19 protein-coding genes and 4 pseudogenes are annotated in these 22,322 nt (G+C 59.6%); 15 read left to right on the top strand and 8 right to left on the bottom strand.

Annotated elements, in window-relative coordinates:
* From X742_RS1000000176650 to X742_RS1000000173450, 15 genes and pseudogenes are all read left to right on the top strand, one after another.
* A partial coding sequence (locus X742_RS1000000176650; protein ID WP_280800206.1) for a hypothetical protein occupies window positions 1-221 on the top strand: 221 nt, incomplete at its 5' end.
* Window positions 222-1,684: 1,463 nt separating this feature from the next.
* A complete protein-coding gene (locus tag X742_RS141440; RefSeq protein WP_023775348.1) occupies window positions 1,685-2,470 on the top strand; it encodes a type IV secretion system lytic transglycosylase VirB1 in 786 nt (261 codons plus the stop codon).
* 74 nt (window positions 2,471-2,544) lie between these two features.
* A complete protein-coding gene (virB2, locus tag X742_RS141445) occupies window positions 2,545-2,850 on the top strand; it encodes a pilin major subunit VirB2 (RefSeq protein ID WP_023673707.1) in 306 nt (101 codons plus the stop codon).
* Window positions 2,850-3,176, top strand: coding sequence for a type IV secretion system protein VirB3 (locus tag X742_RS141450; protein WP_023679584.1), 327 nt, complete (start codon window positions 2,850-2,852; stop codon window positions 3,174-3,176). The genes virB2 and X742_RS141450 overlap by 1 nt, the downstream gene beginning before the upstream one ends.
* Window positions 3,176-5,545, top strand: a complete 2,370-nt coding sequence (locus X742_RS141455) for a VirB4 family type IV secretion/conjugal transfer ATPase (RefSeq protein WP_023775347.1) — start codon at window positions 3,176-3,178, stop codon at window positions 5,543-5,545. The genes X742_RS141450 and X742_RS141455 overlap by 1 nt, the downstream gene beginning before the upstream one ends.
* Before the next feature lie 160 nt (window positions 5,546-5,705).
* On the top strand, window positions 5,706-6,389 hold the full coding sequence (locus X742_RS0139005) for a type VI secretion protein (protein ID WP_023785252.1): 684 nt from the start codon (window positions 5,706-5,708) through the stop codon (window positions 6,387-6,389).
* A gap of 58 nt (window positions 6,390-6,447) precedes the next feature.
* Entirely contained in the window at window positions 6,448-7,335 is an 888-nt protein-coding gene (locus tag X742_RS141460; protein ID WP_023762840.1) for a type IV secretion system protein, read from the top strand.
* A 27-nt stretch (window positions 7,336-7,362) separates the two neighbouring features.
* The gene (locus X742_RS1000000173455) at window positions 7,363-7,521 is read left to right on the top strand and encodes a type IV secretion system lipoprotein VirB7 (protein ID WP_081731114.1); all 159 of its coding nucleotides are present in this window, start codon (window positions 7,363-7,365) and stop codon (window positions 7,519-7,521) included.
* Window positions 7,518-8,231 carry a type IV secretion system protein VirB8 gene (locus X742_RS141465; RefSeq protein WP_023785251.1) on the top strand — a complete coding sequence of 238 codons (714 nt, stop codon included), beginning with the start codon at window positions 7,518-7,520 and terminating at the stop codon, window positions 8,229-8,231. The genes X742_RS1000000173455 and X742_RS141465 overlap by 4 nt, the downstream gene beginning before the upstream one ends.
* A complete protein-coding gene (locus X742_RS141470) occupies window positions 8,228-9,112 on the top strand; it encodes a TrbG/VirB9 family P-type conjugative transfer protein (protein WP_023775345.1) in 885 nt (294 codons plus the stop codon). The genes X742_RS141465 and X742_RS141470 overlap by 4 nt, the downstream gene beginning before the upstream one ends.
* Window positions 9,105-10,244: a type IV secretion system protein VirB10 gene (gene virB10, locus X742_RS0139000; protein ID WP_031248713.1), complete on the top strand. Its 1,140-nt coding sequence runs from the start codon at window positions 9,105-9,107 to the stop codon at window positions 10,242-10,244. Before X742_RS141470 ends, virB10 begins: the two co-directional genes overlap by 8 nt.
* A complete protein-coding gene (gene virB11 / locus X742_RS141475) occupies window positions 10,228-11,268 on the top strand; it encodes a P-type DNA transfer ATPase VirB11 (protein WP_023737143.1) in 1,041 nt (346 codons plus the stop codon). Before virB10 ends, virB11 begins: the two co-directional genes overlap by 17 nt.
* Before the next feature lie 721 nt (window positions 11,269-11,989).
* Entirely contained in the window at window positions 11,990-12,748 is a 759-nt protein-coding gene (locus tag X742_RS141480) for a response regulator transcription factor (RefSeq protein ID WP_023775343.1), read from the top strand.
* Window positions 12,749-12,925: 177 nt separating this feature from the next.
* Window positions 12,926-13,604: pseudogene (locus X742_RS01000000170975) on the top strand (IS6 family transposase).
* Between the two features lie 172 nt (window positions 13,605-13,776).
* Window positions 13,777-13,935 (top strand): annotated as a pseudogene (locus X742_RS1000000173450) (ATP-binding protein); the annotation flags it as partial.
* 868 nt (window positions 13,936-14,803) lie between these two features.
* Here the strand turns inward: X742_RS1000000173450 and X742_RS01000000170970 are convergent.
* The 8 genes and pseudogenes from X742_RS01000000170970 to bioB form a co-directional block, all read right to left on the bottom strand.
* A pseudogene (locus tag X742_RS01000000170970) lies at window positions 14,804-16,581 on the bottom strand (chaperonin GroEL).
* Window positions 16,582-16,647: 66 nt separating this feature from the next.
* On the bottom strand, window positions 16,648-16,944 hold the full coding sequence (gene groES / locus X742_RS141495) for a co-chaperone GroES (protein ID WP_023775335.1): 297 nt from the start codon (window positions 16,942-16,944) through the stop codon (window positions 16,648-16,650).
* 430 nt (window positions 16,945-17,374) lie between these two features.
* The gene (locus X742_RS1000000173440; protein ID WP_245275653.1) at window positions 17,375-17,764 is read right to left on the bottom strand and encodes a 3-oxoacyl-[acyl-carrier-protein] synthase III C-terminal domain-containing protein; all 390 of its coding nucleotides are present in this window, start codon (window positions 17,762-17,764) and stop codon (window positions 17,375-17,377) included.
* 241 nt (window positions 17,765-18,005) lie between these two features.
* A pseudogene (locus X742_RS1000000176250) lies at window positions 18,006-18,140 on the bottom strand (3-oxoacyl-ACP synthase); the annotation flags it as partial.
* A gap of 88 nt (window positions 18,141-18,228) precedes the next feature.
* The gene (locus X742_RS141500) at window positions 18,229-19,494 is read right to left on the bottom strand and encodes an adenosylmethionine--8-amino-7-oxononanoate transaminase (RefSeq protein ID WP_023775331.1); all 1,266 of its coding nucleotides are present in this window, start codon (window positions 19,492-19,494) and stop codon (window positions 18,229-18,231) included.
* Complete coding sequence (gene bioD / locus X742_RS141505; RefSeq protein ID WP_023762822.1) at window positions 19,494-20,129, bottom strand: dethiobiotin synthase; 636 nt, start codon at window positions 20,127-20,129, stop codon at window positions 19,494-19,496. Before bioD ends, X742_RS141500 begins: the two co-directional genes overlap by 1 nt.
* Window positions 20,126-21,274, bottom strand: a complete 1,149-nt coding sequence (locus X742_RS141510) for an 8-amino-7-oxononanoate synthase (RefSeq protein WP_023775330.1) — start codon at window positions 21,272-21,274, stop codon at window positions 20,126-20,128. Before X742_RS141510 ends, bioD begins: the two co-directional genes overlap by 4 nt.
* Complete coding sequence (gene bioB, locus X742_RS141515; RefSeq protein WP_051407800.1) at window positions 21,271-22,269, bottom strand: biotin synthase BioB; 999 nt, start codon at window positions 22,267-22,269, stop codon at window positions 21,271-21,273. Before bioB ends, X742_RS141510 begins: the two co-directional genes overlap by 4 nt.
* Window positions 22,270-22,322 lie beyond the last annotated feature (53 nt).

Raw genomic sequence — 22,322 nt, 5'->3', positions numbered from 1 at the left:
GTGAGATACTCGGCGATGAGGCGCCGCATTGCGGCATCATCGTCAATGACAAGAACATGTTTCAACGGCACACCTTCAATCTTGAATCCCCTTGTCTAAACCTGTTGCCGAGCAACCCTGGGGCACCGACCCAGAACAGCTGCTCCTTGATACCACTCGCCGTTGCGTGCGGCCAATGTGAGGCCGTGCTCGTCCTGTTCTTTTCATCCCCAGCGAATTGACCGCACCAAGGCAGCCCGTGGCCACCAGACAGGTCCAAGCGCCGACATGACCCTGCCGTGTGGTCCTTCGCTTTTTCGCTTCGAGCTCCCCCGTTGGTGCAGGCCTGCCAATATCACTCAAGTTCGACCTCATGGATGCCAAGTTTCCTGCTATGCCCTTGCATCCTGGTCATCCTGCAGTTTGCGGACCTGGATCATCTCGATATCCTCCGGCTCGTGGATCCAGCTCGGACATGGTTGAGCAGCGCGGCGTTTGGCTTGATCGGAGAGGCGGTCGGCGGAAGAAGACCGTGATTCGCTGCAGCGGCCTTGTGCCAAATAGTATGTCTCCTGCCAAGCCGGCTTCGTCCAAGGTGGCCGGCGGCCTCAAATGCTGTTCGGGCGAACGGCAGGTCGCCGGTTGCGGTGAACGTCCGGGCTAACATTTCTCAGTTACTGCAACTCCTCCATCTTNCTCATGGATGCCAAGTTTCCTGCTATGCCCTTGCATCCTGGTCATCCTGAGTTTGCGGACCTGGATCATCTCGATATCCTCCGGCTCGTGGATCCAGCTCGGACATGGTTGAGCAGCGCGGCGTTTGGCTTGATCGGAGAGGCCGTCGGCGGAAGAAGCCGTGATTCGCTGCAGCGGCCTTTGTGCAAAATAGTGTGTCTCCTGCCAAGCCGGCTTCGTCCAAGGTGGCCGGCGGCCTCAAATGCTGTTCGCGACCGGCAGGTCGCCGGTTGCGGTGAACGTCCGGGCTAACATTTCTCAGTTACTGCAACTCCTCCATCTTGAGCGTGTCACTATGCTTGTCCATTGCGCCGTCGGACTCCGTCAATGACGTGCGGTTATCTGCCGATTGGACTGTGCATGATCCACCCTTTGGCGGCGGCGGCCGAACAGCTGAACGAGGCTCGCACCAGGATGGGCTGCGCCGCCACGTCTTCCCAGTTGACCCTCGCCGCCGCGCGGATTTGCGCCTTCGAGCCAGCTTCGCGGACGAGCTCGCGTCTCAAGCAATGATCTGAGTGTGCAGGGCTGCGCATGGCTGCTCTTTAAGGACCGGCAGCATACCGGCAAAGTTGGGCCGCTTTATCGCCTTAGTCGATTCCCCACGGTGATCCCGAGCCTGAACAAGCCCGCCAAGCTCCCCATTTTGTCCTTGGCTTGGCGCTGACAGAAGTACCATCCATGACGCCAAAGTCGTGGCCCACACTCCAGGAGCAACGGACGGCCGGGACGAGCAAAATCCTGTACAGGAGTCATTGTACCAAGATGCTCCGGATGTCGCTGGCTGATCGGGCCCGCGCCACCCACGCATGCGCAAGATGCTCACCCACGCTGATACGAACACGGTCTTTGCTTCAATTGAAACCGAAAAGCTGAACTTGAACATCACACAGTAACAAACCTCCCCGATAAGCGCGTGCCGGACAGGGCCAGAACCCGTCCGGCGGCTTGGAAAGGTAGGTGATAGGGAATGTTTATTGCAGCTTGGCCGCTGGCCATCGTCCTGTTGACATCCATGTCACTCCCAGCCGAGCCCGCGCCACTTTCTCCGCGTGAGTTCCGCAGCCTGTCGCGCAAATGCGCTCCCTGGGTTGCGCCGTCCACCCTGGCCGCGATTGCCAAGATTGAAAGTGGCTTTGACACGCTGGTGGCTCATGACAACACCACAGGTGAGCAGCTTCGCTGGATAGACCACCTGGAAGCCACGCGGGGCATCAAGGAACGCCTCGAAGCACAACATTCTGTCGATGTTGGATTGATGCAGATAAACAGCAAGAACTTTGCCATGCTCAATCTTACGCCGGAAAGGGCTTTCGAGCCCTGCGCCTCGCTTTCGGCTGCCGCCCACTTGCTTGAAAGCCGGTATGCCGGCGGCACCACTGCTGTGGCACAGCAACTGGCGCTTCGCCGTGCCATCTCGGCCTATAACACGGGCGACGTCACGCGTGGCTTCGCCAACGGTTATGTACGCAAGGTCGAGTCGGCCGCAAAGGACATCTCAAGTCTCCTTGAGCGAACGCTGGAGCCGACTGCTCGAGATGTGCCGCACCTTGAGGCACCCGGTCGGAAAGCCGTGCCGCCTCTGCTCCAGCAGAGCCAACAGGCCAATAGAAAGAAGCAGCCCAACCAAGATTCTTGGGACATTTGGGGCTCGTATCAGCCAGACCGCTCCGGGGCCGATCCCTCCGGTCCGACAGGCAGCCAGGCTGCGAAAGCACGGGAACCCGCGAACCCGAACAAACTCGTATTCGATTGAAACATGGAGATGCAATGATGACGCCACTCAAGATACTTCGTGCGCTTAAAACGCGTGTTCCTTCGCCTTTTTCCATGCTGCGCATGGCGGCTGAATATGTACCGGCCGCTGCTGCAGGCGCGGCGTGGACGGTCTTCTACAGCGGGCCAGCCGCGGCTCAGGTGACCGGAGGGACGGATCCTGCCAAGATGGTCCAGAATATCTGCACGTTCATACTTGGCCCCTTTGGACAATCACTGGCCGTGCTCGGGCTCGTGGCCATCGGTATCTCTTGGATGTTCGGTCGTGCTTCACTTGGCCTGGTTGCGGGTGTCGTTGGAGGGATCGTCATCATGTTCGGGGCCAGCTTCCTGGGCAAGGCGCTCATAGGCGGTGGCTGATGAGCGACCGGTTGGAAGTGAGCACCCTCTATGTGGCGGCGACGCGCCCCGCACTGTTTCTGGGGGTGCCGCTGACGCTGGCCGGATTGCTCATGATGTTGGCTGGGCTTGTTATCATTATCCTTCAGAACCCGCTCTACGAAATCGTTCTCGCGCCACTCTGGTTCGGAGCACGGCTGGTTGTTGAGCGTGACTATAACGCGGCAAGCGTCGTGCTGCTCTATTTGCAGACGGCCGGCAGAAGCGTGGACGGGCCGGTCTGGGGAGGCGCAAGCGTCAGCGCCAATCCGATCAGAGTGCCGAAACGCGGAAGAGGAATGGTGTAATGTTCGGCGCCAGCGGCCGGACCGAGAGGTCTGGCGAGATCTACCTTCCGTATGTTGGTCACGTAAGCGATCAGGTTGTCCTTCTGGAAGACGGATCGATCATGGCCATGGCACATGTGAACGGTGTGCCCTTTGATTTGGAAGACGCTGAGATGCGCAACTCGCGCTGCCGCGCGTTCAACACTCTCTTGCGCAACATCGCCGATGACAATATCTCGATATACGCTCATCTTGTGAGACACAACGATGTGCCGGCGCCGGCGCCGCGCCAGTTTCAAAGTGCCTTCGCTGGCAGTCTGAGCGAGGCCTACGAGCGTCGTGTGCTGTCGGGAAAGCTCTTTCGCAACGATCACTTCCTCACTTTGATCGTGTCCCCCCGCACCGCAATCGGCAAGATCGGCTTGCGGATTGCCAAGTCCCGCAGACGGAATGAGCACGATCTAGCCACCCAAATGCGGAGCCTGGAAGACCTCTGGCACATCACTGCTGGCGCACTCGGCGGTTACGGTCTGCGCCGGTTGGGCATTCGTGAGAAAGGCAACGTGCTCTTCACGGAAATCGGCGAGGCGCTTCGGCTCATGATGACTTGCCGGTTTCTTCCGGTTCCGATGGTTACCGGCTCACTTGGCGCCTCGATCTACACTGACCAGGTCATCTGCGGGAAGCGGGCGCTTGAGATTCGAAGGCCGGTGGATAGCTCCGTCGGATCATTGTTTTCGTTCCGTGAATATCCGGCGACGACGCGGCCGGGCATGCTAAATTCCTTGCTGTCCGCGAACTTCCCGCTTGTCCTGAGCCAGAGCTTTTCCTTCCTCACTCGCCCACAAGCTCATGCCAAACTAAGCCTTAAGTCCAGCCAGATGACGAGTGCCGGCGACAAGGCTCTCACCCAAATCAATGAACTTGCCGAGGCAGAGGACGCACTGGCAAGCAACGAATTCGTGATGGGTTCGCATCATCTGAGCCTGTGCGTCTATGCCGACAGCCTCAATAGCCTTGCAGATCGCGCAGCAAGTGCCCGCGCACGGCTGGCCGACGCGGGCGCCGTTATCGTCCAAGAGGGCATCGGCATGGAGGCCGCATATTGGTCCCAACTCCCGGGGAACAACAGGTGGCGCACGCGCCCGGGGGCGATCACCTCACACAATTTTGCCGGGCTCGTCTCATTTGAGAACTTCCCAAGCGGTTCCAGTTCCGGCCACTGGGGCAATGCTGTTGCGCGCTTTCGCACAAACGGTGGAACTTCTTTCGACTACATCCCCCATGAGAATGACGTCGGCATGACGGCAATATTCGGGCCCGTTGGCAAAGGCAAGACGACGCTGATGACCTTTGTCCTCGCGATGCTTGAGCAAAGCTTGGTCGATCGCAATGGTGCGATCGTCTTCTTCGACAAGGATCGGGGTGGTGAACTGCTGGTGCGAGCCACGGGAGGGACATATCTTGCGTTGCGCAGAGGCGCTCCGAGCGGCTTGGCCCCTCTGCGTGGACTGGACAACACCTCCGCCTCTCGGGACTTTCTGCGCGAGTGGTTGATGGCCCTGATCGAGAGTGACGGCCGTGGTCCGATCTCGCCGGAGGAAAGCCGTCGGCTGGAACGCGGCATTGTTCGTCAGCTTTCGTTCGAACCCCCTATGCGCTCACTTGCGGGCCTGCGCGAGTTCCTATTGCACAGCCCCTCCGAGGGCGCAGGAGCACGGCTGCAGCGGTGGTGTAGAGGGGGGGCGCTTGGATGGGCCTTTGACGGCGACGTGGACGAAGTAAGGCTGGATGCCTCCATTACGGGCTTCGACATGACGCAGCTCCTGGAATATGAGGAGGTCTGTGCACCGGCCGCCGCATACCTTCTGCATCGAGTGGGCGCTATCGTCGATGGTCGTCGGTTCGTCATGAGCTGCGACGAATTTCGATTCTATCTACTGAACCCCCAATTCTCGGCCGTTATCGACAAGTTCTTGCTCACGGTCCGCAAAAACAACGGCATGTTGATACTCGCAACGCAGCAGCCTGAACACGTTCTGGAATCGCCTCTCGGAGCTAGTCTCGTTGCGCAATGTATGACGAAAATTTTCTACCCATCACCGACGGCGGACCGCTCTGCGTATGTCGATGGCTTGAAGTGCACTGCGCAGGAGTTCGAGGCAATCCGCCAGGGAATGGCAATCGGCAGCCGCAAGTTTTTGCTCAAGCGCGATAGCGGGAGTATTGTTTGCGAATTCGATCTTGGGCAGATGCGCGAGTACGTAGCCGTACTCTCGGGGCGGGCCAACACAGTGCGCTTTGCCGACCAGCTTCGTAACCAGCACGGAGACGCCCCAAGTGGGTGGCTCGACAAGTTCATGGCCCGGTACCATGAAGTTCAAGACTGACGGAGGAATATTCATGAAACTCGCCAAACTTGCAGTAACGACCCTTGCTGCTTCCCTTCTGCTTCACGGACAGGCCCGGTCGCAATGGATCGNCCAAGTGGGTGGCTCGACAAGTTCATGGCCCGGTACCATGAAGTTCAAGACTGACGGAGGAATATTCATGAAACTTGCCAAACTTGCAGTAACGACCCTTGCTGCTTCCCTTCTGCTTCACGGACAGGCCCGGTCGCAATGGATCGTCACCGACCCTGTAACAGAAACACAATCGACCTTAACAGCGATTTCCAATGCGGCGATCCTTGAGAGGTCAATCGAGACGCTCGCTACCACGATCGAAATGGTGACAATGCTAACGTCGTCATTCGCTGTCACGGGACTGCTAAGCTCACTGAACCAAGGAAATCATTACCCGTCGGGCAATAAGCTGGAGGAGCAGATGTTTGATGCTCGGGCGCCAGCTTCGATTATGGCCCGTAACATTGCGAAGGACCCAAATCGGATAGTCAACGGCACCGATTCAGAAGCGAAACTGTTACAGGGACAAATCGCCGGGGCCGCCAATGCCGCAGCTATTGCAGCCGACACTTTGGGCATGATGGACAAGCGCCTTAAGGATAACGCCGGCACGCTTGGTCAGCTTTCCCGCTCGGGAAATATTATGCAGGCCACCGTGACCAACGGTCTGGTCCTCAAGCAGATTCACGATGCGATGATCCAAAATGTCCAGGCCACGAGTCTGCTGACAATGGCCACTGCACAAGGGAGCCTTCACGCCGTGGAGGAGGCCGCCACGCAGCGTCGCGAACATCAGGACACCGCTAATATGTTTAGCATCCTCCCGTAAACCACACAGAGTTCATCAGGCTCAGCTGCGCTGATCAGGGACACATCAGGCTCACGCCATGAATTTCAAAATTCCCGCGCCATTCACGACTATACACACGATCTTTCATGGGGCCTTCACGTCCGGGCTGCACAAAGTGCTTGAAAACGTCCAAGCGGCGGTCAGTGCGCCTCTGGTTGCGTGTGTCACGCTCTGGATAATAATCCAAGGCTGTCTGGTCATGCGTGGTCAAGTCGATGCGCGCGGGGGTATCTCGCGCGTAATCATGGTGTCGATTGTCGTCGCCCTTATCTTAGGGCAGGCCAACTATCAGCAGTACATTGAAGCGCTCTTCGACGACACGATTCCGAGGTTGGCTCACGACATCAGTGGCAGCGACTTGCCCTTCATCGGAATCCCCCAGAAGCTCGATCTCATGTTTGCTTCAAGCCAGTATGTCTTTCAGCTGATTGCTTCCGAAATTGGGCCTATGAACGGCCAGGACATACTTGCTTTCGAGGGAGCGCAATGGATTTTCTACGGCGCGCTGTGGACAGCGTTCGAGATCTACGATGCCGTTGGAATTCTGACGAAGGTGCTCTTGACGATCGGCCCCCTGGTCCTTGTAGGCTACCTTTTTGATCACACTCGAGACATAGCCACCAGATGGATCGGCCAACTGCTCTCGTACGGGCTGCTGCTTCTCCTCCTCAACATCGTTGCAACGATAGTAATCGCTGCCGAAGCAGTCTCGCTGGCAGCCATGCTTTTGATGATCAAATTCTCGGGCACGACAGCAGCCAAGATCATCGGGCTTTACGAGCTCGACATGCTTTTCCTAGCTGGTGACGCTCTGATCGTCGCGCTTCCGACGATCGCCAGCAGCATCGCCGGCGGCTCTTGGGGAGGTGCGAACCGACCTCTTAACAGCCTCAATCGCCACTTTGCCAAAACGGCGGGTGGTTAATCAATCGACAAGCTCGGTGCCAAAAACATGAAATATTGCCTACTTCTGTCAATCCTCGCTTTGGCCGCCTGCAAGACGAGCCATGGGCTTGCGACGTGCGCGGGTGCCCCATTCCAACTGAACGTGGGACAATGGGAAACCACCCCTGAGGATCTTCAGGTCGAATGCGCGGAAGAGCCAAAGTGAAATTTCCTGAACATGCCCTTCTGGTGGAGAGAGAAACGCTAGCCGCCCACTATAAGAAGGTGGAAGCGTTTCAAACGTCACGAGCGAAGTCTGCGCGGCGCCTGTCAAAGGCCCTGATCGCCTTTGCCGCAGCGGCGGTCCTAGGAAATGTTGCCCAGGCATTTACCATCGCTGCCATGGTCCCGTTGGCCAAGCTCGTACCTGTGTTCCTCTGGGTCCGGCCGGATGGGACCGTCGACAGCGAAGTGTCAGTCTCTCGACTGCCGGCAACCCAAGACCGAGCCGTCATAAATGCTTCGCTGTGGGAATATGTACGCCTGCGCGAGGGGTACACAGCAGATACAGCCCAATACGCCTATGACCTCGTATCCAGTTTCAGCGCGCCGGCTGTGCGACAGCAATATCAAGATTTCTTCAACTATCCGAATCCCACCTCGCCGCAAGTCACGGTCGGCAAGCGCGGCAAGCTCGAGGTCGGGCATATTTCTTCAAACGACATCAGTCCGGACGTTCAACAGATCCGTTACAAACGTACGCTTGTTGTCGATGGGCAGATGCCGATAGTGACCACCTGGACAGCTACCATCCGCTACGAGCGCTTGACGGGTCTGCCTGGGCAATCGAGGCTCACCAATCCGGGAGGTCTACTCGTCACTTCTTATCAAGGCTCGGAAGATAGCGTATCGAACCTGGGCTATGTGCAGCCATGACAAAAAGAGCGTTTCTCGCGCTGGTCTGTTCACTCTTCTTAACGATGGAAGCGTCCGCGGAAGACACACCACTTGCCGGCAAGCATGATGCGCGCATGCGCTACCTGGCTTACCGTCCCGACGAAGTGGTGCGCCTGTCTACCGCAGTGGGGGCAACGCTGGTTGTCACATTCGCGGCCAACGAGACAGTCGCAGCCGTGGCCGTTTCCAATAGCAAAGACCTGGCTGCGCTCCCGCGCGCCAACTATCTCTTTTTTAAGGCTAGCCGGATGCTCCCGCCGCAGCCGGTCATCGTGCTGGCGGAGAGTGAGTCCGGTACACGGAGATACGTCTTCAGTATTTCAACGAGAGCGATGCCAAAACTCGATGAGCAGCAACCTGACCTATACTACAGCGTGCAGTTCACCTATCCTGCTGATGAGGCTGCTGCTCGGAGAAAGGACGCAGAAAGGCGCTCGATTCTTGGTCAGGGCCGGGCGAAAGTGCTGCACGACGAGAGAGTTCAGGATTTGTTGAATCGGCCCGCCGCAACTACCAGTCCGGAGGAAAGCAATTTTCACTACGTCGCAAAGGGCGATCGATCGCTGTCGCCGCTGCAAGTTTTCGATAATGGCTTTACCACCGTATTTGGCTTCGCAAGCAATTCCCGCATACCCTCTCTCTACATTATCAATCCCGACGGCAAGGAAGCCGCTGCCAATTACACGGTCAAAGGGGACTATGTTGAAGTATCCGCAGTCGCCCGGGAATGGCGTCTGAGAGATGGCAATACGGTCTTGTCCATTTTCAACAGGGCTTATGACCCTGTGGGACGAGCGCCAGGGACCGGTACAGTGACACCCGACGTGTGGCGCGTTTTGAAAGGCTCGGCCGATGAATGAAACCGGCCCACAGTCGGGACATGATGTCCATGCCTCCGGATCGATGGTCTCTGAGCCGGCCCGCCGGCATGTTTCGGGATTGCAGAAGTTGGCTGTCGCTGCTCTTGTTCTCATCTCATCTCTATCGCTCATCTGGCTCGGAGGTCGTCCCAGCACACAAGACGAGCCAACTCAGCCAAAACCTCCAACTGTCGCCGACGCCGAGCCATTCCGCCCCGTGCCGATTGAGATTGCTCCCGAACCTCCAGCACCCGTACAGGTGGCGCAGGCAGGAGATCCTGCGCCATCCACGCCGCCTCCGGCGCCAGCTGATTCGCCGCCGGAGGAATCACCAATTTTCGCCTACAGTGGCAGCGGTCAAATGCCCAACGACGGTCAGCGGAGCGAAGACGACCATAGGGATGCTCCCGCAACCTCTGATGAGATTTCAGACGCTGGCGATCTGTCGGGGCGATTGAAGCCAGATATACAGGAGCCGAGCCGGGCCACACTTTTGCCGCACCCTGATCTCGTGATTACTCAAGGAACGATAATTCCCTGCATTTTGCAAACGGCAGTCGACACAAACTTACCGGGTTACGTGAAGTGCGTCTTACCTAAAGACGTCCGCGGCGCCACCAACAACGTGGTGCTTTTGGATCGCGGGACGACCGTGATTGGCGAGATCCAGCGTGGTCTCCAACAGGGGGATGCGCGTGTCTTCGTGCTGTGGACGCGCATCGAAACGCCTGACCATGCCCTCGTTTCGCTAGCATCGCCGGGCGCTGACGAGCTCGGCCGCTCCGGAATGCCTGGCACGGTGGATAATCACTTCTGGCAGCGCTTTGGCGGAGCAATGCTCATGAGCGTCATTCAAGGCGCGTTTCAGGCCGCCGGTCAATACGCTGGCAGCTCAGGTGGAGGAAGCGGCATCAACAGCTTCCAGAGCAACGCCGGACAAGCCGTTGACACGACCCTTAGAGCAACGATCAACGTTCCGCCAACTCTGAAGAAAAACCAGGGAGATGCTGTATCCATCTTTGTGGCTCGGGATCTCGATTTCTCAGATGTATACGATCTTAGAGCGACCGCCGTGGCGCCAGCCCCCCAACATCGTGAACGCCGGAGAGACAACAATGCGACCGGAGGCTGACCCTCAATTGCGTTTGCTTCTCAACCCTGTTCTGAAATGGCTTGAGGAGCCAAGGACCGAAGAGGTCGCTATCAACCGGCCTGGGGAAGCCTTTGTCCGACAGGCCGGCGTTTTCACGAAACATCCGCTACCGCTATCTTATGACGATCTGGAGGACATCGCCATCCTCGCTGGAGCGCTGCGCAAGCAAGATGTCGGACCGCAAAGCCCCCTCTGTGCGACTGAGCTGCCGAACGGAGAGCGGCTGCAGATCTGTTTGCCACCCGCTGTTCCCTCAGGAACAATAAGCCTGACGATACGGCGTCCCTCAAGTCGTGTGACCGAACTCAAGGAAGTTTCTTCTCGCTACGAATACTCGCGTTGGAATCAATGGCGGTCACGAAAGGAGCGCCAAGAGCGGCAGGACGAAACGATTCTTCAGCACTACGACCATGGTGACTTGGAGCAATTTTTGCGAGCGTGCGTTTGCGGGCGGCTCACGATGCTGCTTTGCGGACCTACTGGAAGCGGCAAAACGACAATGAGCAAGACTTTGATCAACGCTATACCCCCGCAAGAGAGGCTGATAAGTATCGAGGACACGCTCGAACTTGCAATCCCGCACGAGAACCATGTCCGGTTACTCTATCCGAAGGACCGAGCAGGCGTAGGTGCGGTGACAGCCGAGCAACTGTTGCAAGCCAGCTTGCGCATGCGCCCTGATCGAATATTGCTTGGCGAGATGCGCGATGATGCTGCTTGGGCCTACCTTAGCGAAGTCGTCTCCGGCCATGCGGGATCAATATCAACGATTCATGGGGCGGATCCGGTCCAAGGCTTTAAAAAGCTCTTTTCACTCGTCAAGAGCAGCCCGCAAGGAGCTGCTGTGGAAGACCACACGCTTCTTGACCTGCTGTCGGCTGCCATTGACGTCATTGTGCCGTTCCGTACCCACGGCGACGTGTATGAGGTGGGGGAGGTGTGGCTCGCCGCCGATGCCCGGCGACGCGGAGAGACAGTAGCCGACCTTCTTAACAAGCACTAAGGCTAGAGCATGTCGGGGATCGGTAAGTGGTTTGTGATACGATGGCGTAATTTGTTCAGATTGAACGTCCACTTTGATTTGACGGAGGTGGATAATGGGAGGAGGACTGGGCGTAGACCTTCGGTCACAAGTCTGAAGTCTTCGGGCGCCCTGTCGGCGCGGCAAGCTGCGGCACGATTCGACTGGGTGTATCGAGCGCGTCCGCTGAATTGCGCGGGCGACGCTCAGCGAGCTGGTGCCGATGCCTGCTTCAAAAGCGGCATCGACACCCGGCAGGTCGTACCCTTGATTTACCTAGCCGCGCTCAATGAGCGTGTTCAAAGCCGCCGAACGTGGTTCGGAATGACCGGTTGGTAAATAGGGAAGTGCCATACAGGGAATCCTCCTGGTATTGCCTCCAGGGGGTCCTCTCAATGAACAAAGCCGCAACCTGCCCTTGCGACCTCAGCTGGAGTTTGCGACGCAACCCATATAGGAGGATCGATGCGCAGAGAAATCGCACGCAGAGTCGGTGGCATTGTGGGCTGGCCGACCGACGGTTTCAGCCCGTCAACAGGTCTTCACGTGTTCCATCCCCGACTATTGCAGGCGTGCGGCTTGCATGCTCCCGCGATCACCCATCGGAAAGAGCGTTACGAACACTACGACGAGTTGCGCGACTTCTGCTGTCGCCCCGGTCTTACAGCGGACGGTGACCTGTCCTACCTTGATAGGACGTGAAATGCGAACGCTGCTCATTGATCATCATGTGGATCTTACGCGCGCCGTGCGAGCTGCGCTCGGGGATAGCGGTTTTGCCGTTGATGTAGTTGGCAACCTGGAACAGGCGTCGAGGGCATTTTGTTGCGCAACCTATGAAATTCTCCTGCTGGAGTTGGCTCTGCCAGATGGCGATGGCTTGGGCTGGCTGAGACAGCTAAGGACCGACGGGCATTCAGTTCCAACCCTCATTATGAGTAGCATCAACGATCTCGAGAAGCGAATTGCTATTTTCAACGGTGGCGCGGACGACTTTCTGCTCAAGCCCGTCTCTTTAGATGAGCTCATCGCCAGAATGAGAGCCATTCTGCGCCGGTCGACACAGGTGACCGACCCCATCGTTGTATTNGATGAGCTCATCGCCAGAATGAGAGCCATTCTGCGCCGGTCGACACAGGTGACCGACCCCATCGTTGTATTTGGCAATCTCAATTTCGATCCGATCGGCCGACAGGTTTCCGTCTCGGGTCATCCTCTGAAGATCGCACGCCGCGAACTATGTATTTTAGAGCATCTGCTTATCCGTGCAGGCCGCATCGTGCCTCGTGCGCAGTTGGAAGATCACCTCTATTCGTTCAACGACGAGGTATCTGCCAACGCGCTTGAAGTCGGAATCTATCGCTTACGTGGACACCTGAGTAGGTCAGGTGCAACGCCACGTATCACGACCGTGCGCGGCATTGGTTACATTCTTGAATTGACTGAGGCGGCATCCGCATAGTTGGTCTAAATTGAAAGAACAGACTGCCTGCCCGTCGTCAGGTTGAGCTTGTGGCCATAATGGACATCGCGGCCGCCCTTGACGATGGTGTCGGCATGCGGTTCGAACGGCTCTGTCGCAAACCTTTTTGTAAGCGAGCATGGCAAGAAAAACGCCTCAGCTGTGGAGGAGCACGTGATGTTCAAGGGCCGCCATTTCGACCAGTCGGTGATCCTGCTGTCGTGCGCTGGTACCTGGCCTACACTCTGAGCCTGCGCGATCTGGAAGAGATGATGGCCGAACGCGTTGAAGGTCGACCGTGCATCGCTGGGTCGCCCACTTCTCGCCGCAGCTGCTGGAGCGCTTCAACCGGCGCAAGCGTGTGGTCGGCAGCAAGTGGCATATGGACGAGACGTACATCAAGGTCCGCGGCCATGGATGTATCTCTACCGCGCTATCGACATCCTCGGCGACACGGTCGAGTTCTTCTTTAGCGAAAACCGGGACCTGGTGGCGGACCAACGCTTCCTCCGCAAGGCGCTGACGTGCCATGGCCGGCCGGAGCGTATCGTCATCGACGGCAGCCAGACCAAATACGAAGCAATCCTTTCCTGCGACGCTGAAAGCCGGCTGCGGCAGCGATCGCGGGCGACCGCTGAAGCCGATCCGCATCCGCAATAGCCGGCATCTCAACAATCGGATCGAACAGGATCACCGGCGTATCAAGCGCCGCATTCGATCCATGCTCGGCTTCAAGTCGTAGGCGAGCGACGTGGTGATCCTCTCCGGCATCGAGATGATCCACATGATGGGCAAGCGACAGGCGAGGTATGCCTACAAGTCAGTCGATCGCTGTTTCGATATGCTCGCTGCCTGACGGACAGGCCGAAATGGCCGTTCACAACCCCATTTCCAGGTTTGCGACAGAGCCTTTTGTCGGCGTTGCCGGCTTCGAAGGGCCGGTGCGCGCCGAGCGCATCAAGATCACCCCCGGCCACCTTGCTGCGGCCACTCGCCGAGTACGAAGCGGTGGCCGGAGGGAGCTGGTCATGACGACCCTAGATCATGACCTGCTGATCGCCGTCCTGGATCGGCTGAAGTTGACGGCGATCCGCGACCAGCTCGACACGCTCATGTCGAGCAAGATCGCGCAGTTCCCGTTTGTCCGCGAACTCGACGGCTTCGGCTTCGACGCGCAGCCATCGGTCTGCTTCAGCCAAACGTATTCATAGGTATGGGACAGGCCTTGCTATGTACGCCACCCACGCCTGCTCCGAGGCCCTCCAGGGCAATGGTCTGAGACCTGGGCTCAACCCCTTCGGCGAGGAGGATGAGACACCGCTGGAGCTCAGGTGCAAGCGCTGCCACGCCCGCTCCGAGGCCCCACAAGGCCGAAGCGCAGTCGTCGGGGTCACGAGGCCCCTCGGCCACGACGACGAGACGCTGCTGGAAGCCCGGTTGCAAGGGCTGCCACAGATGGCCTGAACCTGGATCCGCCTTTCTTGAGGCGTTGCGACTATCATGGCGGCGACACGCAGCTCTTGATTTGTGTGCGACATCCTCAGCAGATCCATCGGGCTGAGCCGCTCAACAATATCAACGAGAATGTCCAGCGGCAGATCAAGGATACTCAGAGGAGGAAACGCTTGATCTTGAGGCTCAGAGCGCGTCTGCTCCACTATAGAACAGGATGATTCACCGGGTCCTTCAACGCCAGCCGCCGGTCCGATGAGAGAAAGTCCCTGATATCACGCTCGATGTGGTTAAATGCCGAGATGGGCGCCTTGCCACGCTCCTCAATGCCCTCATGATTCACCGCCTATAGCTACCAACTGAATGAATCATCGTGATTGTCGCGCAGCGGAATCCTCAAGGATCGGGCAGTTCGTAGGGGGCGCCGGTTTGACCAGCTTAAGCCCGCGAATTGCTCGATCGGACAAGATCCTAATTCTCGACCATGCGGTGAGGCTCGAACGAGATCCTCGGGACGCACTCCAAGTTGTCGATCATGTTCGGCACACAAGGAAAGGGCGGCATTGCTGCCGCCCTTTCCGCTGTAGGTTGATAGGGGCTGGATTAGAAATCCATGCCGCCCATGCCGCCCATGCCGCCCATGCCGCCGCCGCCCATGCCGCCAGGCATGCCGCCGCCAGCCGACTCCTTCTTCGGAGCCTCCGCGANCGCCGGCGCCAGAGTCCTTCTTCGGAGCTTCGGCGATCATGGCTTCGGTGGTGACGAGGAGGCCGGCGACCGAGGCCGCGTCCTGGAGGGCCGTGCGCACGACCTTGACCGGATCGACGATACCCATGGCGATCATGTCGCCATATTCGCCGGTCTGGGCGTTGTAGCCGAAGGTCAAGCCCTTGTTCTCAAGGATCTTGCCGGCAACGATCGATGCTTCCGCACCGGCGTTGGCCGCGATCTGGCGGGCCGGAGCCTGCAGCGCACGACGAACGATGTTGATGCCGGCGGCCTGGTCGGCATTGACGCCGGTGACCTTGATGTCGGCCGAAGCGCGCAGGAGAGCGACGCCGCCGCCTGCAACGATGCCTTCTTCCACGGCCGCGCGGGTCGCGTTGAGGGCGTCATCGACGCGGTCCTTCTTTTCCTTGACTTCGACTTCCGTCGCACCGCCGACGCGGATCACCGCAACGCCGCCGGCGAGCTTGGCCAGACGTTCCTGCAGCTTCTCCTTGTCGTAGTCCGACGTGGTCTCCTCGATCTGCTGCTTGATCTGGGCGACGCGGCCCTGGATCTCGGCCTTCTTGCCGGCGCCGTCGACGATGGTGGTGTTCTCCTTGGAGATCGACACCTTCTTGGCGCGGCCGAGCATGTTGAGGCCGACNTTCTCGAGCTTGATGCCGAGGTCTTCGGAGATGACCTGGCCACCGGTGAGGATGGCGATGTCTTCCAGCATGGCCTTGCGGCGATCACCGAAGCCCGGCGCCTTGACGGCGGCGATCTTCAGGCCACCACGCAGCTTGTTGACGACCAGCGTGGCGAGCGCCTCGCCTTCGACGTCTTCCGAGATGATGAGCAGCGGCTTCGAGGTCTGCACGACGGCTTCGAGGACCGGCAGCATCGCCTGCAGGTTGGAGAGCTTCTTCTCGTGCAGGAGGATGTAGACNCTGCACGACGGCTTCGAGGACCGGCAGCATCGCCTGCAGGTTGGAGAGCTTCTTCTCGTGCAGGAGGATGTAGACGTCCTCGAGCTCGGCAACCATCTTGTCGGCGTTGGTGACGAAGTACGGCGAGAGATAGCCGCGGTCGAACTGCATGCCTTCGACGACCTCGAGTTCAGTCTCGGCGGTCTTGGCTTCCTCAACCGTGATGACGCCTTCGTTGCCGACCTTCTGCATCGCTTCCGCGATCATCTTGCCGACCGACTCGTCGCCATTGCCGGCGATCGTGCCGACCTGGGCGACTTCCTCGGAAGTCTTGATCTTCTTGGCGGCCTTGCCGAGCGCCGCGACGACTTCGGTCACGGCCAGATCGATGCCGCGCTTCAGGTCCATCGGGTTCATGCCGGCGGCAACGGCCTTGTTGCCTTCCTGGACGATCGACTGCGCCAGAACGGTCGCGGTTGTGGTGCCGTCACCGGCGATGTCGTTGGTCTTCGAAGCAACTTCGCGGATCATCTGCGCGCCCATGTTTTCGAACTTGTCGGAAAGTTCGATTTCCTTGGCGACGGTGACCCCGTCCTTGGTGATGCGCGGTGCGCCGAACGACTTGTCGATGACGACGTTGCGGCCCTTGGGACCGAGGGTCACCTTCACCGCGTCGGCGAGGATGTTGATGCCGTGAAGCATGCGCTCACGGGCATCGCGGGAGAATTTTACGTCTTTGGCAGCCATTTTTTTACTCCTGGGCATTTCGCCCGAAATTCAGATTTGATGGTGCGAAGGAAAGGCGGCAGCGTGTCAGCCGATGATGCCCATGATGTCGGATTCCTTCATGATCAGAAGGTCTTCGCCATTGAGCTTGACTTCGGTACCCGACCACTTGCCGAACAGGATGCGGTCGCCGGCCTTGACGTCCAGCGGGACCAGCTTGCCAGCTTCGTCACGAGCGCCGGAGCCGACGGCGATNATCTCGCCTTCCTGCGGCTTTTCCTTCGCCGTGTCCGGGATGATGATCCCGCCGGCGGTCTTGGATTCGGATTCGACCCTGCGAACGACCACGCGGTCATGCAGCGGCCGGAAATTCGACTTTGCCATTTTTGGATTTCCTTGGTGCGGATGTTGAACGGTTCTCCGTTGCCGGAGCGTGCTTAGCACTCAGCCGAAGCGAGTGCTAACGCGGCAATGAGATAAGCCGCAGGCTCCTGCTAGTCAAGACGGAAGAGCAAAAGAGCAAAGAGAAAAGAGCAGACACCAAAGAGAAGAGAGCAAAGAGCGTGTAAGCATCGAGCCTTTTATGTGAACAATGTCGGGTATCGGACATATATGGGGCGGCTCACCCCTAGTAATTGAGCTTTATTCAGATGGCACGATTGGTGCAACGGGTGATGCATTTGAACTCATCCAGAGGCTCGCACCCGTCGTGCTGCGTCAGCTCGCTCATGTCGAGCTTCAGAAGGCCATTTTGGCATTGGTTCTGTTGCCCTATCGCCATTCATGACCAGTCCTGCGCGCGTGAGCCGGCCGGCTAGATTCCAACCACGAGAGCGCCGCCGCTGAGACCCGCACCCGCCGCCGCCAGAAGGATTTTCTCTCCAGGCTGGAATGGGTCCGCCTGGTTGGCGAGCGAGAGCGACAGCGGGATCGTCGCGGCCGAAGAGTTGCCGTATTCGGCAATCGTCTTGACAATTGCCTGGTCCGCGATGCCGAGGTTCCTTCCGACCGCATCGAAAATCCGAGTATTGGCCTGATGCGGCACGAACCGGCCGACATCGTGTGGCCGCACTCCGGCAGCGGCTAGCGCGCTTATCGAGCAATCGGTCATCATCTCGACGGCCTTTGNCCGCGATGCCGAGGTTCCTTCCGACCGCATCGAAAATCCGAGTATTGGCCTGATGCGGCACGAACCGGCCGAGATCGTGTGGCCGCACTCCGGCAGCGGCTAGCGCGCTTATCGAGCAATCGGTCATCATCTCGACGGCCTTTGCGAACACTTCGCGGCCGTCCGTCATCCTCATTCGGGTTTGCGCGAGATCGAGGTCACCGTGGAACGGCTTGTTGCTTCCTCCTGCGGGAATCTGGATCAGCCCGTATCGAGAGCCGTCCGAAGCCACCGAGGCACCGAGAATGCCCCGATCAGCATCATCGCACTGACCGATCACCAGGGCGCCGGCGGCATCGGCAAACAGGACCGAGCTTGCGCGCTCGGCTGGATTGATGCGGCGGCTGAGGATGTTGGCGGCGATAACAAGGCTCGCTTTGCCGTGCAGGCGGGTAAATCCGTCCGCAAACATCAGCGCATAGATGAAGAGATCGGAAGAGCACACGTCTGAACNCGCCCAGGCGCATGATGGCCAAACCCGAGAATGCGCGACGACTTGCTCATGGCCTGGACCCGAAGCGTTCGCCCGCCTCCTCAATGGCGTCATAGAGTCGCTCGAGCTCATCGCCGGTGATGCAATAGGGTGGCAGAAGGTAGAGGACATTGCCGAGCGGGCGCACAAGTAGCCCTCGCTCGAGGAAGAAAGCGCGCAGTTTCGGTCCGATCTCGGCGAGATAACCTGCGGAACCGGTTCGCAGGTCGAGCGCCGCGATCGTGCCGGTCGCCCGGCAGTCGGTGAAGAAGCTGTTGTCGCGAAAGCGTCGAAGCCCGGTGGCCTGCATTGCGCTCAAGGCCGCAATGCGCTCGGCCACCGGCTCGTCCCGCCAGATCTCGACATTGGCAAGTGCTGCCGCGCAGGCAATCGGGTTGGCAGTGTAGGAGCTCGAATGGAAAAACGTCTTCTTCCGGTCCTCGGAATAATGAGCCTGGAAGATGGCATCGGTGGCAAGCGTTACGGCCAGCGGGATGGCGCCGCCGGTCAGGCCCTTCGAGGTGCACAGGATATCTGGAGAGATCGATGCCTGCTCGCAGGCGAACATGGTTCCGGTCCGCCCCCAGCAGGTCATCACTTCGTCGGCGATCAGCAGCGTGCCGGAGGCCTCAGTGATCTTCTTCAATTCGGCCAGAACTGAAGCCGGATACATCAGCATGCCGCCGGCGCCCAGCACCAGCGGCTCGACGATTAAGGCTGCGGCTCGTCGATCGCGGGTCACAGCCTCTAAACGATCCAGGGTCTCCTGCTCGCGCCCCGCTGCCGGAAAGGGGATGATGTCGACCTCGAACAGCAGCGGTTCGTAGGCGGCGTTGAACACGCCACGCGCACCGACGCTCATCGTGCCGATCGTGTCGCCATGATAGCTGTGCTCCATGACGACGATGCGAGAGCGCGCCGCGCCGATGTTGCGGAAATAACCGAGCGCCATCTTCAGCGCAACTTCGACGCAGGTCGAGCCGCTGTCGGAATAGAACACGCGGTCGAGACCTGGAGGAGCGAGGTCGACCAGCGCCTCTGCCAGGCGTTCGGCCGGCTCGTGCGTGAAGCCCGCGAAGATAATCTGGTCGAGGCTCGACGCGGTTGTCTCGATTGCCTTCATGATGCGGGGATGGCGGTGGCCATGAGTGACGACCCACCAAGACGAAATGGCGTCCAGAATGCGCGCGCCATTGGCTTGGTGGAGATAGGCGCCTTCAGTCCGGACGATTTCTGGGATCGCAGGCTCGAGCGCGTGCTGGGTGAAGGGATGCCAGACATGGGACTGCGACATCAGTCACCTCCAGTAATCGAGGCGAAGGCGAAGCCGGCAATCATTGCGTCCCTCAGTGTTTTGCCCGTCAGCACATCGAGGTGCGGCAGCCTGCCGAGCTGCGGCGCACCGCTGAATTCCACGATGGTCCGTTGCGTATCGGCCATCTCATCGCCGATGAAAGCGATGCCCGCCAACGGGATGGAGCGGGCGCGGAGCGCCTCGACCGAGAGCAAGGTGTGGTTGATGGTGCCGAGCGTGGTGCGGGCGCACAGAATAACGGGCAGCCGCCATTCAGCGAAGATGTCGATGAACCTTGTGCGCCGGTTGAGCGGCACCATCAGGCCGCCGGAGCCTTCGATGACGAGCGGCGTCGGTAGGACGGGAAAGTTAAGATCGTCAGCCTTGATCGCGACGCTGTCGATCTCGGCCGAACGATGCGGCGACAGCGGGCTCCGCAAGCGGTAGGCTTCCGGCAGCACGCGCTCTGAGGGCAAGCCGGCAAGCCGCGCGACCACCTCGCTGTCGGTCTCGCCGTCGAGGCCCGATTGCACCGGTTTCCAGTAAAAGCCGTCGAGCAGGCCGGCGAGCCCAGCCGCAAACACGGTCTTGCCAACTCCCGTGTCGGTTCCGGTGATGACGATGCGTTGGGTCATATCGCCTCCGGCAATGTTTGGGCCAACACCTCGACCAGCGCCTCGACCATGGCGGAAATGTCGGCTTCGCCGATATTGAGCGTCAGTGAGATGCGCAGCCGCGACGTGCGCACGGTCGGAGGACGAATACCGCGTATGTCGAAGCCGCGGGCCTGCAGGCGCGCCGCCACTGCCATGGTGCGCCTGACATCGCCGATTACGAGGGGCTGGATCTGCGAGCCGCTGGGTATCACGCCGCAGCGCTCGGCCAGCTGGCGGCCGGCGAGGGCAACGCGTTCATGCAGCTGAACACGCCGCATAGGCTCGTCGGCGAGCATTGCGAGTGCTTCGCGCACTGCCACTGCCATCAGCGGCGATGGCGCGGTGGCGTAGATGAATGGCCGGCAACGGTTGATCAGATACTCGCACAGTGTCCTCGGCCCGGTCACGAGCCCACCAGATGCGCCGAGCGCCTTGCCGCAGGTGTGGAGCGCGACGATGTTGTCGCGGCCCTCGAAAGCGGCGGCAAGCCCCCGGCCGTCCGGTCCCCAGACGCCGGTCGAATGCGCCTCGTCAATGACGATGAATGCGCCGTGCCGATCGGCAAGCGCGACCAGGCTCTCCAAAGGCGCGCAGTCGCCATCCATGCTGTAAAGGCTTTCCACCGCGATCCAGACGCATCCCACGCCGCCTGCGGCGCGCCAACGTGTGATCGCATCCTCAACAGCGGTGGCATCGTTGTGCGCGGCCAGCACGAACTGTGCGCGCCCGGCCTGCGCACCCTCATGCATGCTGGCATGGGCGAGCTCATCGAGAACCAAAAGATCGCCCTTCTGCGGCAGGGCACTCAGCAGAGCGAAGTTGGCGATGTAGCCGCTGCCGAAGAACAGCGCGCGGTCGGCTCCAAAGAATGCCGCCGCGTCCGCCTCGAGCTGCTCGTGTTCCGGTGCATTGCCGCGCAACAGCCGCGACCCGGTGGCGCCAACCGGCGTGCCCCGCGCAATCGCCGCCACAACAGCATCGCCAAGTCTCCTGGACGAGGCCAGCCCGAGATAGTCGTTCGACGAGAAATCCAGCCCGGCGCGGGGCGAAAGCGTCCGCAGCCGGTCCTTGCGGGCCAGTCCCTGCAAGGTCGCGTCATAGCTGGCAAGCGGCGCCCCGTTCATTGCGCTTCGAGTTCCATCGGCTCGATGCCAAGGCGCCGGAACAGCAGGGTATCCTTGTCCTCACCGGGATTGTCCGCCGTCAGCAGCGTGTCGCCAACGAAAATCGAGTTGGCGCCGGCAAAAAAGCACAGCGCCTGCATCTCGTCGGTCATGGCCATACGGCCGGCGGAGAGACGGATATGCGATTTCGGCATCATGATGCGCGCCAACGCGATCACGCGCACGAATTCGATGGGCTCAATGGGCTTGGCATCGGCAAGCGGCGTGCCGGCGATCGGAATCAGCATGTTGATCGGAACGCTTTGCGGATGTTCCGGCAGATTGGCCAGCGTCACCAGCATGTCGATCCGGTCCACCGGCTCCTCGCCCATGCCGATAATGCCGCCGCAGCAGACCTTGATGCCAGATTGGCGAACGTGCTCGAGTGTCTCGAGCCGCTCGGCGAAACTCCGCGTGCTGATGACCTCCCTGTAGTAGCGTTCCGACGTATCGATGTTGTGGTTGTAATAGTCGAGACCCGCCTGCTTCAGACGAGCGGCTTGCTCAAGATCGAGCATGCCCAGCGTCATGCAGGTCTCCATGCCCAGCGCCTTGACGCCCTCGACCATAGCCACCATCGCATCCATGTCGCGCGCTTTGGGGTTCCGCCAGGCGGCTCCCATGCAATAACGCGTGGCGCCGGCGTCACGCGCTTTCTTCGCCTCGGCGACGACGCGCCTGACCTCCATCAGCTTCGACGCCTTCAGGCCGGTCTCGTGATGCGCCGACTGGCTGCAATAGCCGCAATCCTCCGGGCATCCGCCCGTCTTGATGCTGATCAGCCGGCTGAGCTGGACCTTGTTTGGATCGAAATTCTGGCGGTGCACGGTCTGCGCCAGGAAGAGGAGATTGTTGAAGGGGGCATGGTAAAGTGCCTGAGCCTTTTCCAGGGTCCACGCTCCAGCGTCAGGGGATTGAGCCTGTGGCGATGTCTGCGTTGAACTTGCCGTTTGCATGTCCATGCTGTTCCTCCGGTCTGTCTTGCGGGGTCTTTGCTATCTGACTGTCG

The sequence above is a fragment of the Mesorhizobium sp. LNHC229A00 genome (assembly GCF_000502415.1).
Taxonomy (GTDB): Bacteria; Pseudomonadota; Alphaproteobacteria; order Rhizobiales; family Rhizobiaceae; genus Mesorhizobium.
The sequence above is the reverse complement of the archived record's forward strand: the minus strand, read 5'-3'. Positions and strand labels throughout refer to the sequence as shown.